The sequence below is a fragment of the Variovorax sp. BGA-UO-ETr-C22 genome (genome assembly GCF_059567965.1).
This window is the reverse complement of record NZ_JCAQPA010000010.1, coordinates 105,247-118,246: the sequence shown is the minus strand read 5'-3', so window position 1 is coordinate 118,246 and position 13,000 is coordinate 105,247. Positions and strand designations below refer to the sequence as shown.

Sequence of the window (13,000 nt, the reverse complement as noted above, 5' to 3'; positions counted from 1 at the left end):
AAGTCAGCCTAAATTTGATTGGCAACGAGGATTTGCATGTGCGCGCCGCTCGGCACCGAGCAATTGCGCAATTCCAACCGTGAGACTGCGAACTTTTCGCATGCGCGCCCCCATCGGAACAATGGAACGAAACTGAATGCGCCGCGAAAATAGCATTGATGACTCACTGACTCCAGTTGTGATTTTCGGCGATTTTTTCGCAACCTTTTTGAATATTGAAATTATTTCGGCGATCGTCACTGGGCGTTCTGAGGCAATAATTTTCACAGACACACCAAGATTTGCATTCAGTTCATCCAGCACTGAAATTACTTCCGCTGCTGCATCGTCGACCGAGATATAGTCACGAATGGTATCGATCGGAACGTAAATTTTTACCGGTTTGTTTCGAACGATGCTGCGTGCGACATGCGTCAACAGTCCCTGCGGTTTTCCCGTTGCTTGGCCCGCGCCGTACAGTGTGGATATGCGGGCAAGGAGTACCGTCATCGTCGGATTCGCAGCGCAAAAGGATCGCAGCAAGTCTTCTTGACTCAACTTCTCCCGGCCATATGCGCTGTTAGGCGCCGGCAAGGATCGCTCTGTGATCACTTCGTCCGAGCAAGCCGCATAGATCGCTCCTGCAGAGCTTGAGAAAACGAGTTTTCCGGGTATGGCAATGAGCCGCGCGTCCGACTGGATCAATTCAAGCAGCCAAGCCAAGGCACGGGTCTCCGGTCCAAGCGATTCTTCGGAACTTGCCATGGTCCCCACACCCGCGGCCCAATAGATTTCCCAGTGGTTCCCCTGACTCGCATGGTCGGAAAATTCATGGACAGCCAATTCAATCTGCGACCGCAGCCTCGCTTCATCGCCCCATTGGAATCGCTCCGAAGGCGCAAATGGTCTCACACCGCGCAATGAGAGCGCCCGGCACAAGGCCGATCCCAGCAGACCTCGCGCACCCAGCACCCAAGCCAGCGTCATGAACGGTTCGACCGGGTCGGTTTGGAGCTGACCACGTAAAGCGGCTTACCCATTGCAATCCCCATCGTCACCGCCAAATATTCCGCAATGACTCCGAGCGCTGTGAGTATCACTCCCGAGAAAAAAGCCACCACGACGGCCAGCGATGCCCAGCCCTCCACCGGAACCTGCCCTGTGTATTTTTCATACAAGGCATACATCGCGAAGCCAACGGCAAACAATATGGAAAAGGCTCCAACGACCGTAATCAATCGCAGGGGCCGAGTCCCGGTCGTCAGAACCAGGCTCCAAAAATGTTTCACGAGTGAGAGGAAAGAATAGCCCGATGGTCGGCCAAACTCATCTCTGAGCTGGAGCGGGCAATGTCCAATCCGGCCTGTGATCCAGAAAAGCCCGACGTCAAGGTAGACACCGTTTCCGCAGTACGCCGACAAGGTGCGCGCGATTTCACCATCGATCAACCTGAAACTGTTGAAGCGTCCGATGGATGCGTTACCCAGAAGCCGCATGCTTATGACTTTGGCGGTCTTGCTGAAAAAATTTCTGACGAACCCGTGCGGAGCCGGATTTGTAGGTTGGGCGTAGACAAGCTGCAAACCGTCTCGAAGCGCTTGATCGAGCAGAGCCTGGATGCTTTCTGGATCCTGCTGCCCATCTTCGTCCATGGTGACCACCCAGTCGCCGGTTGCGCTCGCCATGCCGGCCATCGTGGCGGCATGTTGCCCGTAATTGCGGGACAACCATACCGGGTGAACGAAAGAATATTTTTTTGCGAGCGCGCCGATCACGACATCCGAACGATCCGGCCCGCAATCGTGAACGAGCAATATTTCGCAAACAAAAAATTCAGTCCCTCCCGCCGTTTTTTGAGGCAAGGTGAATTTTTCAATCTCCGCAACCAGGGCGGCAAGCGTCTGCTCGCCCGCATAAACGGGGATGACGACAGAGATTCGCTGAGGATCATTCATTGCAATACATCACTTGCTCGATTATCGACCGAGTTACTTCAATTCATTTTTCCCGCAAGGCAACGGGAAAGTCAAAAATTCAATCGCCCAAACAAATTACCGCCAAGTTTCCAATCACAGAAACTGACCTCTCGCTTGGCCATGCTGCTGCAGTTTTGCAGAAATCTTCGCCGCGAATCGCCTGCTCGCCCACCGCCGGCTTGAATCTATATCCGGAAGTTTCCAGCAGCAATGGCATTTTTGAGTAAGTCGGATAGAGCGCGGAGACATTCATGTCGCCTTGAACGGTATTCAACCCTGCCGGATACCCAAATCCGCCACCGCCAAAGAAAACGTATTCGATTTTTTGAAAATCGACATTTTTCTCAAGGCGAGCAACGATTCTATTGACCTTCATCCTGTCCCAGGAATTCAGGCGTTGCTGATCTGCAAAAACCTGATTGCTCTTTAAAACAAACGACACGATCAAAAAAACCGGAAGCAGCATGAAGGCGGCTGCAGGTAGTTTCACCAAACTTCGACGCAATATCGGGTATGCAAGCAACAAGATCAATCCGATGATCAGCGATGTCTGCGACAGCACCCTTGGCACTGGCCACCAGTCCTTGAAAGGAAGGATGACGCCGACCGTCGTCAATGCAAGCAATGGAACCGCTAGCAAGAATGCCATTTTTTCAAAGCGCAACCTGCTTCCTGCTGGGCTTCGAAAGATTTCAACGCACACCGCAAGACCAGCGATGACAAGCATCATGGCTATGACGACTTTCACCCAGTGAGCTCCCATTGGCTCTCCGAGCCAATATATCCTTGCCATCAATTCGAGAACCTGGGAGATTCTTTCGGGCACCTCATGCAATTTGATGAATTCCGCACGACTCGTCAAGCTGATCAGGCCCAATCGCTTGGATATGGTCACAGCCGTCATGAAAATCACGACGGAAACCAGGCACACAAGCAATAAACGCAAGACCCGCCTGCGATGATCGATGCTGGGCCGCTGATCCGACATCGATGTATTTTTTAAAATCTCGCCAAATAAGAACGAAAAAATCAGCGCGACCGAAAAATAATTCAAGAATCCTTGATAGATAAAGAGCATCCCCACTGTTGCAGCGAGAGAAACCAGCAAGCCTCCGTTTTTCTTTTCCGTATCTTGCGATGATGCCTCAAGTGCAATGATCGTAAGCAGCGCTCCAACGCAATAGCCCGGAAGCACCATGCGGAAAGTAAGTATTTCCGCAAGATACGGATGCGCCACCATCAGCGAGCCCGCAATGACAGCGCCAGGGCTATCGGCTGCCCCAACGAATCTCAATACCGCCAAAACCAGCCCGGCTTGCAGCAGCAGCGAAAGAAATCCCAGGGAAATATAGATGTCCGCTATATTTACACCCAAAGCGTGTATGACCCCATCGATTGCCGCCAGAAAGAATCGCCCTTGCGCAAGAAAGACGTCAAACTCGCTACCCGAGAACCCTTGCCCAAATGAGTAATCGTCTACAGCAAAGCCTCGATCAAGGACACCGCCTCTTGCGGCCAGAGCAATTCCAAAGAATATGAGCAGCAGCTTCAGATGCCCTGATTCGAGAAAATTACCTATTTTATTTTCCACTTTTTTCATCAGGCAATTGCTTCAACAAAGTGCAGATCCATCATTTCAATCAATTTCGATTCAGGCATTAATAATCTTGGCACACCCAATTCAGGGTACTGCATCCGTTGTCAGGATCAATGAGCCGAATTTTCATCATTTGCGGCGAACGAAGCGATAGGCCTGCCAGGTCCAGCGGGCACCCAACACGCCACCCCGAATGATCCAAGGCGCGTTGCGCTCGAGCCAACGCGAAGCCTTGAGGCTCGCGAAAACGATCTGTTCGTCGTATTGCCCCCCCGATCCAAAGAGCCCGCTGATGAGTTCTTCCGCCGTGGGCTCCATCCTGGGAGGCGCGACCACGGAGTCGTCGACAGCCTCCGACTGATTGCCGGCGACCGCTGAGCCAAGGCCCACCACGAGCTGCCTGGATTTCTGCCTGAGCGATGCGGAGGCACTTGTTCGCAGCAGGTCGCTGTATTCGATGCGCCTGCGGGCAAGATCGCGCGGCGTGTGCACCATGGAATTACGCCGCTTCCTGTAGAAGAAGAAGACGTCGGTGGTCACGATGGACCGCAGGCCTGCATCGCACATCCTCATGAAGAGCGACCAGTCTTCGTAGCAGCTCAAGCTCTCCAGGTAGGGGAACCGCTCCATCGCCGATCGCCTGAAAAGCGCAGTGGCGGTGGAGAACCTGTTCTCGAGCAATCCGGCGACAACAGCCTCGCCGGAAAACATGGCGTAGTCACGGCAGGGGTTGACGGCTGCTCCCACCACGGGCGGCACGTCCCCATCGATGAAGTAGCCCGCCGGCGTCACGACGATATCGAACTCCGCGTTGTTCTCCAGCGCGGCCACGCCGACCTCGAGAAAGCGCGGATGGATCAGGTCGTCGGCGTCGAGTGTCAGCACGTACGGTCCGGTCGCATGACGAACGCCGACATTGCGCGCTCCCGCCAGACCGACATTCGCGGCCAGCCGGATCACCTTGACGCGCGGGTCCGCACTGCGCGCGAGTTCGTCGATTCCGAGCACGCTCTGTGCGTCCGTCGACGCGTCGTCCACCACGAGGATTTCGATGTTCCCGTAGTTCTGCCCGATCAGGTTCTCGAGCGTCGCGGGCAAATAGCCCCCGAGGTTGTAGTGAGGCACCACGACCGAGACCAGTGGAGGTTGTTCACCCAATGCCCGCCACGCCCGCTTTCGCTTCGCCGCGGAGAGCCACGGCCACGGACTCTCCGGATGACGCACCGGCACCAGCTTTTCATTGCGGGCGAAGTTGCGCTCCAGCACCTCGACCAGCCCGGTGGGCGTTCCGTCGAACTTCAGGCAGTTGATCCCGTCAAGCCAAGGCGTGCCTTCGCCGAACGCGGGATTCGCCTTGTTCAGGATCACGCGCCCTCCCTGCAGTGACACGTCCAGTGCCGCCGTGGCTGCAGCCTCGAAGGCACCGGGGAACACGACCGTCGCATTCGCGGCCAGCGCGTCGAACACGTGCTGCTCCGCCTGCGCCAGAAAAACGGCACGCTCGACAAGCGTCGGCGGAACCAGCCGTTCGATCTGCGCACGATAGGCCTCGTCGGTGCTGCGCGCATCCAGCGTCATCGCGCCGGTGTACTGCGGGCAATTGCGCATCAGGCCGACGACGCCGCGCACGAAGAGATCCGGGCGCCCCGACCGCTGGAATTCGGAGGCGAAGACCACGGCTTGATCCGTTGACGCAGGCACCGTATCGGTGGCGAGCGACGTGCGATCGAACGGCACGTGGCAGAGCACCCGCGGCTCCCATTCCTGCATCGGGAAATCGAAGATGTCGCGCACGGCCTCGCTCACGGCGAGACTGGGCGCCACGACGTAGTCGCAATCGCGCAGGCATTTGCGCTCGAGGTCGCTCAAGTTGAGATCTGCGATCGCAAGCGGTCTCGCTTCAGCGTGCAGGAGCGCGGTGTGCGATCCGTGAAGACGAACGGCCACGGTGGCATCGGGCAGAAAGCCCTGGAGCCGGCATTCCTGCAAGGTACAGAATGCCAGCCCCCCGAGATCCGGAAACTCCAGGTAGTCGATGGGGCCGCTCTTGCTCAATTCGGCCAGGGCCCTGAAGACGCATGCCGAGCGCCAATGCCACAGCGTGTTCGAGTACGCCGAGGCGGGTGGATGATGGCGCGAATCGGTGAAGCGGCCCTGGGTCGCTCGTGTGTCGACCTCGACCAGCTCCACGTGAGGGAACGCGGCCTTGAACGCCGTGGCATCGACGGCGGCATCGACCATCACCAGGGTCGTGCGCTTGCGGTCTGCTTCGTCGAGCGCACGCAGCATGTTGCGCATCACCCGGCCGCTGGCCCCGGGCGTGTACGGAGTCAGCTCCGTGGAAACGAACACGAGACGGCTCATTCAGCTTCCCTGAAAGCGCCGGCGACGCCGGAGTGCGACAGCGGCGTTCCGCCGGCAATACCGTGGCCAACTCGCACGCCGCCGGGAGACCCCGGATTGGCGCACACCGTCGCGCCAGCCGACAACATTGAATCAGACACTGCGTCTCCCCCATCCCGCTTCGGGATCTTTTTCATCGTCTTACATCGGCTGATTCGCCCGCAAGCGATCGCCTGTTCTCTTCAGCCGCAGTTCGCAGCCTGCCACCGCCATGCATCGCGGCACATCTCATCGACATCGCGCTTGGCAACCCAGCCCAGCAGTTCGCGCGCAAGACTCACGTCGGCAAAACTGATGCCGATGTCCGCATCCCGCCGCGGCACGATCTCATAAGGGACACGCTGGCCACTGACCCGTTCGAACGTCCGGATGACTTCCAGCACCGAGATTCCATGTCCTGTTCCGAGATTGACCACGATGCGAGCCTGATTCTTCGTGAGGAAATCGAGCGCAGCCACATGCCCCTCTGCAAGATCCATGACATGGACGAAATCGCGCACGCCGGTTCCATCGTGGCTCGGGTAATCGTCGCCAAAGATCTGCAACGACGGACGGATCCCCGCAGCCACCTGACACACCAACGGCATCAAATTGCTGGGCGTGCCCAAAGGGCTCTCGCCGATCAGCGCACTGGGGTGTGCCCCCGTCGGGTTGAAGTACCGGAGCGTCGCAATGCGCCATTGCGAATCGGAGCGACCCAGCTCACTCAGCAACTCTTCCACGACCAGCTTGGTGCGCCCGTAGGGATTGCTCACCGCACAGGGTGCGTCCTCGGCAACCGGCATCGGCTGCCCGGGCCCATAGACGGTTGCAGATGACGAGAAGACCAGGGTCTTGCATCCTGCACGCGCCATCGCCCCCATGAGCGCAATGGAACCGTGCACGTTGTTGTCGAAGTAGTCGATCGGCTGGCTGATCGATTCGGTCACCGCCTTCAGCCCGGCGAAATGCAGGACCGCGGACACCGGATGGCCTGCAAAGACCTTGTCCAATGCCGCCGGGTCGCGGATGTCACCCTTCTGCCAGACCACGGGCCGCCCGATGATTTGCTCCATGCGCGCCAGGACAGCTGGGGCGCTGTTGGAGAAATTGTCGAACACCACGAATTCATGCCCGGCACGTGCCAGCTCTATACATGTGTGGGACCCGATGTAGCCGGCCCCGCCAGTGACCAGAATCAACGCCCGACTCCGGCAAGGCTGTCGGCGAGCGACGGCGCGGCGGCGTCCTTCGCCGACAGGATCGGGGAAGCACCGAACAGCGGCCATTCGATGCCGATCGCCGGGTCGTTCCACGCAATGCTCCGCTCGTGGGCGGGCGCATAGTATTCGGTGGTCTTGTAGAGGAAGTCGGCGCTTTCGCTCAACACCAGGAAGCCGTGCGCCAGGCCGGGAGGAATCCAGAGCTGCCGGTTGTTGTCTTCGCTCAGTTCGACCCCCACCCATCGCCCGAAAGTTGCAGACGTGGGGCGGATGTCGACCGCGACGTCAAACACGGCACCGCGGGCCACGCGGACCAGCTTGCCCTGCGCCTGCTCGACCTGGTAATGCAGCCCCCGCAACACGCCCTTCGACGAGCGGGAGTGGTTGTCCTGCTTGAACGTCAGCTCCGAGCCGGTCGATCGCCGGAACACCTCCTCGTTGTAGCTCTCGAGGAAGAAGCCTCGGGCATCACCGAAGACTTTGGGCTCCAGGACCACGACGTCCGGAATGCTGGTGGGAGATATCTTCATACTTCATCGTTAGGGAAACGCTCGCCGCCAAAACCCGGCGCCACGATCAGGGCATTGTTATCCAAAATCCTGACTGGATTGCCCGGCGTTACTCCCCTTCCCCGGGTATCCATGCCAGGAGATCCTGAAAACAACGGTGCAGTCTTTGGCGACCACCCGCAGGTGCTGTACGGAGTTGACTGGACTGCTTCACCCCTGCCCAATCAAGCGCCGCAGTTCGCTCTCATATTGCCGGAGCATTGCCTGAATGTCGAAGCGACGTTCCGCAAAGGCTCTGGCGGCCAATTGAAAGTTTTCGAGCTTCTGCTTGTCCGAAGCAAGCTCTTCAATCCTGCGAGCGAATTCGTCGTACGCACCGGGCGCGCACAGATAGCCCTGCTGCCCTGCTTCGATCATGTCCGGCAGCGCCCCGACCCTGGACGCGATCACCGCCGTGCCGCTGGCCAATGCTTCCATGATGATGTTCGGTCGCCCGTCGAGCCGTGACGGCAGGCACAGGATGTCGCACGCCTGGAGGTAAGGCCTGAGATCCGGCACGGAGCCTTTCAACAAGAATCTCCCAGGCGGGAAATTGGCCGCTGCAATGGCCGACCTGAGCTCCGGCTCGAGAGAGCCGGTGCCGGTCATCAGGAACACCACATTCGATTCGCTGGAAATGCGCTTTGCTATTTCGACGAAGCCCAGAGGGTCTTTTTCTTCGGACCAACGGCCAAAGAATCCAACGATTGTTGCGTTTCCAGGAATATCGCCGGCCATCGGGGAGGGCTGCCCCGGATCCGCTGGCGCGTTTTTTTCCAGGTCGACACCGCTTTCCACCAGGCTGATGCGCTGCGGGGATTCGCCTGCGACGATCAACCATTCCCGCACTTCGGCATTTTCGATGAAGGTCAGGTCGATGCAGTCGGCATACCGCCGGTTGTTGGCTGTATGGCCCACCGTATTGAAAAGCAGGTCGGCCACGGCAAGACGTGGATACCTGAGCTTCCATGCGGGCAGGCAGTCATACGCAAAAGCACTGCCGATCACCCAGAGGATCTGGACATCCCTGGATTGCAGCAGGTGATCGAAAAAGTCGCGCCAGTATTCAGGTTCGAGAAACCGCGGCAGATGGAATATTTCCGGCGTTGCCGATTCGAACCAGGAGGTGGTGTCGCCGTGGGTTTGCCCCACGGGCACGGTCGTCACGATCACCACGCGCCACCCATTGCGCGCCAATTGCGCAACGATGGCACTCAACAAGCGCTCGGCGCCACCCAGCACCAGGAATGGCAGGGCGATCAACAAGGTGGGGCCGGTGGTCGTCTGCACATGGAAGTCGCGCCGGGTCGCAAAAGACTGCGGCGGACGCGCCGGTGCAGAAGCGCTTGCCGCTCTCGCGGACTGGAGTGCGTCTTCCGTCAGCACGTCTTCGTTGAAGCGATGGACCAGCAGCTTCTGGATTTCGTTGTCGAGCACGTCGCTTCTATTGCTCAGCGTGTTGCCGTGGCTGCGATAGTGAAAAAGCGGCTCGCGAATGCCGATGAAGCGCGCGCCGAGCGCCGCAAGGCGCACCCAGAACAGCCAGTCCTCATGGACATGCCCCGTGGTCGGGTCCGTGTCCCGGTAGCCGCCGGCCTTGCGCCAGAGTTCCTTGCTGTACACGGCGCAAGTGAGCGCATTGTTGCCGTCGAGCAGCATGTCCAGGGTCGGGCGTTCGTGCGGCGTCCAGACATCCGATCTGTCGCCAAAGAACTGCAGCCCCGGCGAGACCACCCCGTAACCGGAATGCTCCAGCATGAAGACCGCCTTCTCGATGTAAGTCGGCGCGATGCGGTCATCGGCATCCAGGCAGCAGATGTACTTGCCCCTGGCGTGACTGATGCCGAAGTTTCGGTTGGCGCCGGCACGGTACGGCTGGTCCTGCAGCAGCAGCCGCAGCTTGGGCGACGCCTTGGAGACGGCATCGATCAGGCGCTGGCGGGAGTCGGGGGAGCTCGAGCCTCCCTCCACCACGATGATCTCGATGTCGGTGAAGGTCTGCGCCTCGACCGAGCGGATCGCCTCGCCCACGAGGTGGCCGTAGTTGAAGCAAGGAACTACGATGCTGACGAGCGGCCGATCCGATGGCCAGTCCTGCCCGCTCGGCGGTTGCACGGCATCCGGCACGACGCCTGCCGGTGCGAGGAGACGGACCGCCGCCGCGGTGCGCTTCGCGGCCTCCAGGTTCCTGGCGCCGCTTCCGGCCAACGCGCGCCGGCGCCTGAATTCCCGAAGGTGATCGAAGATGCGACCCCGAAGCGTCCACCACGCCAGCTTTGCGACTTGTTTCGCCCGTCGTGCAGCGCGGGGATTGCTCGTCGCCCAGCGACGCAAGGGCGTCGTGGCTCGCCATGCGATGGTTTGTTGCATGGCCTCCACCCGACCCGCGGCCTCCAGCGCCCGGTGTTCCATGGCAGCGGTCTTCGCGACCTCCTCGGAGAGTTTCCTGCGAAGCGCCGCAGCCTCGCCCTCGCGCTCCGCGGCCCGCCTGATCTCGAAGTTGATGGCCTCGGTGGCCTGCGCCGCATTGAGACGAGCATCCGAGAGGATCACTTCGACTTCGGCCTTCAGGCGCTGGACCTCTCTGCTCGCAGCCCCGGAACTCACCGGTTGCCGGTCGCCGGATTGCAATCTCTTCAGGTCGAACGACCAGAGCTGCCCAATGCGCGCAACCAGCGGCGGCGTGAACTCGCCGCCGTCAAGTCGCACGAGCGATCGCACCGAGGCTTCGGTCGACTGGCCCGCATGCAGAAGGTGCAGGTGCGTCAGGGCCTTGGTTTCCTCGGTCGTCGCGCCATCGAAGTCGGCGTTCATCAAGCGTTCAAAGACTTCCTTGGCGCGCGCAGCCTGGCGTTCGCTCTTCGTGACGATGCCGACATAGGTCGAGGCGTAGTCCTTGATGGAAACTTCCGCGCCGGTCAGATGAGCCCCGAGCGCCGTTTCGACGATGTGGCGGATCGCCCCCTCGCTCGGATAGTAGATGTGCTCCAGCGAACTGTTCAGCCACGCCGCGTTGCTGGACTCAGCCGACATGACAGGAACCTCGAACAGCAGGAACCCGTCGTCTTTCAGCAGTTCGATGGCTGCGTGGAATCCGCCGCGAAAATCGAGCAGGTGCTCGAAGACCGCGATCGCGGTCACCACGTCGAATTCGGCGCGATGATCCTGCACCAGCTGCGGCGCAAGCAGGTCGTTGCCAAGGAGCCGGATGCCCTTGTCCTGCGCCTGCCCGGCGGCCTTGGCGTTGACTTCGATGCCGGACTTGTCGAAAGCGCTTGTGAACTTGTCCAGCAAGTAGCCGTTCGCGCAGCCTATGTCGAGAATCTTCCCCTGGTCGGCCAGCAAACGGACCAGCGCGGCAGCCCAACCCAGTCCGTGCTCGGCCATGAACTCATAGTCCGCATAGCCGCTGCTCGCGCCGTTCACGTAGTAGTTGTCGTCGTAGTACGCCTGCGTGCTCTCCGGCAGGTTGGCGATCACACCCAGGCCGCAATGAGTGCATCGCTTGATTTCCATGCCATCCGCCCGGGAGGCGAACGGCTTGAAGCTGGTACCGGAACACGCGTTGCAGATCATTTTTTTGCTTGCCAGTAGAAAACGAAAGGCGGTCCGGCGTGGCGCCGGACACGTCCCTTGCACGCCCTTGATTTAAGTTGCGGAGATCTCTTCGCGCGCGCTGCGCAGGGTCTCTTCGAGAACCGAGTCCATGTCGGAGGGCTCAACGCGAAGCCCCAGCGCCTTCAGCCTGGACGGGTCGCCGACAAAAGCCCTGACATCGCTGTTGCCGCGCCGCGACTCATCGTGCTTCAACTCGACCGGCACGCCGGAGACAGCGATCAACCGCTGTGTGAGGTCAAGCAGACGCTGTCCGTCGCCGCTGCAGATGTTCACCACCTGCGCAGAGGCGTCGCTCGCCAGGGACAGGTCGACAAGAAGCTTCGCAGCGATCCGCACATCCATGAAGTCCCGCACGACATCGAGATCGCCGGTGGACAGCACACCGCCACGCGTGCCCATGCAAGCGATCTGGTGCGCAAAGCTTCCCAGGGCCAGAGACTTCGGCATGCCAGGCCCGATGGGGTTGAACAGCCGGGCCACCACCACGGGCAACCCGCGCGAAGCCGCGACGAAGGCGTGGCTCGTCTGCGCCAACTTGCTCGCGCCGTAGGCCGTGTTGGGACGGCAGGTCGCATCCTCGCGCACGGGCTGCTGGGCGGCGGGCACCGCCCCGTATTCGGCTGCGCTACCCGCCAGGAGCACGCGCGGCTTGCGCGGCATGGCGAGCGCGCCATCCAACAGGTTGGCAGCGAATACGACGTTGGCCTCGTAGAGCTCGCTATAGGAGGGAGCGGAGGAAACCCCCGCCAGATGCATGACGAACTGCGGCTCTACAGACAAGAGCAGATCGCGGACCTCGGCCGCATCGGCAGGATCGGCAAGCACGCGCCTTGCCTCGCCTGCGACAGCGGCCCGTTCGGCTCTGCTGACGGCGAAGACTTCAAGGCCACGCGCCTGCAGTTCTTCAAGCACCGCCCGCCCGACGAATCCGCTGGCACCGGTGACAAACACGCGCATAGGCTACTCGGGCAGGAAAAGCTCGCGACTCTCGTCGAACATCTTCTGCGCTGTCGAGTAGTCTTCCGGTCGGCCGATGTCGAGCCAGAAGCTCTCGGGCTGTTGGTGGCAGCGCACCTTCTTGCCGGCCGCGCTCAACTTGAGCAACAGGTCCGGCATGTCCAGGTGAACACCCTCGCTGACATGCGGCTTCACCGCGTCGCGGTTGAGCATGTAGAGGCCCATGCTGACCAGGTGCTTGCTCATGGGTTTCTCGAGGTAGCCCTGGAGATTCATCTCCGCATCGATCTGGATGAGCCCGAAATCGATCTTGACCTCTCGTTCGTAGACGCAGATCGTGGCATCCGATTGCCGCTCGGCATGCGTGCGGATCAGTTGGCCGATGTCGAACGTGGTGAGCAGGTCGCCGTTGGTGACGATGAAGTTCTCGCCGACCTTGTCGATCAGTGCGCCAAGCGGACCGGCCGTCCCCAGAGGGCTGTCCTCGAGGCTGTAGTCGATCTTCAGCCCGAATCGCGAACCATCGCCGCAAAACGCGCGGATCAGGTGATGCAAATGGTTGACCGCAAGGATGACTTCGTCGACGCCGGCGCGACGCAGCTGCCGCAGCAGGAGTTCCAGCACCGGCATGTCCCCCAGGGGCATGAGGGGCTTGGGAAACGAGGCGGTGAACGGCTGAAGGCGAGTGCCCTTGCCGCCGGCCATGACGACTGCTTTCAT

General features: G+C 60.1%; 9 protein-coding genes. All 9 read right to left on the bottom strand.

All coding sequences use genetic code 11. The features are described 5' to 3' along the window. Positions 1 to 3: 3 nt before the first annotated feature. The gene (locus tag AC57B8_RS13975; protein WP_496479922.1) at positions 4 to 966 is read right to left on the bottom strand and encodes an NAD-dependent epimerase/dehydratase family protein; all 963 of its coding nucleotides are present in this window, start codon (positions 964 to 966) and stop codon (positions 4 to 6) included. Continuing rightward, complete coding sequence (locus AC57B8_RS13970; protein ID WP_496479921.1) at positions 963 to 1,934, bottom strand: glycosyltransferase; 972 nt, start codon at positions 1,932 to 1,934, stop codon at positions 963 to 965. Before AC57B8_RS13970 ends, AC57B8_RS13975 begins: the two co-directional genes overlap by 4 nt. 79 nt (positions 1,935 to 2,013) lie before the next feature. Next, a complete protein-coding gene (locus AC57B8_RS13965; protein ID WP_496479920.1) occupies positions 2,014 to 3,555 on the bottom strand; it encodes a glucosyltransferase domain-containing protein in 1,542 nt (513 codons plus the stop codon). A gap of 126 nt (positions 3,556 to 3,681) precedes the next feature. Then, on the bottom strand, positions 3,682 to 5,916 hold the full coding sequence (locus AC57B8_RS13960) for a glycosyltransferase family 2 protein (protein ID WP_496479919.1): 2,235 nt from the start codon (positions 5,914 to 5,916) through the stop codon (positions 3,682 to 3,684). Between the two features lie 221 nt (positions 5,917 to 6,137). Then, positions 6,138 to 7,136, bottom strand: coding sequence for a UDP-glucose 4-epimerase GalE (galE, locus tag AC57B8_RS13955; protein ID WP_496479918.1), 999 nt, complete (start codon positions 7,134 to 7,136; stop codon positions 6,138 to 6,140). Then, the gene (gene rfbC, locus AC57B8_RS13950; protein WP_492733745.1) at positions 7,133 to 7,687 is read right to left on the bottom strand and encodes a dTDP-4-dehydrorhamnose 3,5-epimerase; all 555 of its coding nucleotides are present in this window, start codon (positions 7,685 to 7,687) and stop codon (positions 7,133 to 7,135) included. The genes galE and rfbC overlap by 4 nt, the downstream gene beginning before the upstream one ends. A 189-nt stretch (positions 7,688 to 7,876) precedes the next feature. Beyond that, complete coding sequence (locus tag AC57B8_RS13945) at positions 7,877 to 11,281, bottom strand: glycosyltransferase (RefSeq protein WP_496479917.1); 3,405 nt, start codon at positions 11,279 to 11,281, stop codon at positions 7,877 to 7,879. A 72-nt stretch (positions 11,282 to 11,353) separates the two neighbouring features. After that, positions 11,354 to 12,280, bottom strand: a complete 927-nt coding sequence (locus AC57B8_RS13940; protein WP_496479916.1) for an NAD-dependent epimerase/dehydratase family protein — start codon at positions 12,278 to 12,280, stop codon at positions 11,354 to 11,356. A 3-nt stretch (positions 12,281 to 12,283) separates the two neighbouring features. Beyond that, the gene (locus tag AC57B8_RS13935) at positions 12,284 to 13,000 is read right to left on the bottom strand and encodes a sugar phosphate nucleotidyltransferase (protein WP_496479915.1); all 717 of its coding nucleotides are present in this window, start codon (positions 12,998 to 13,000) and stop codon (positions 12,284 to 12,286) included.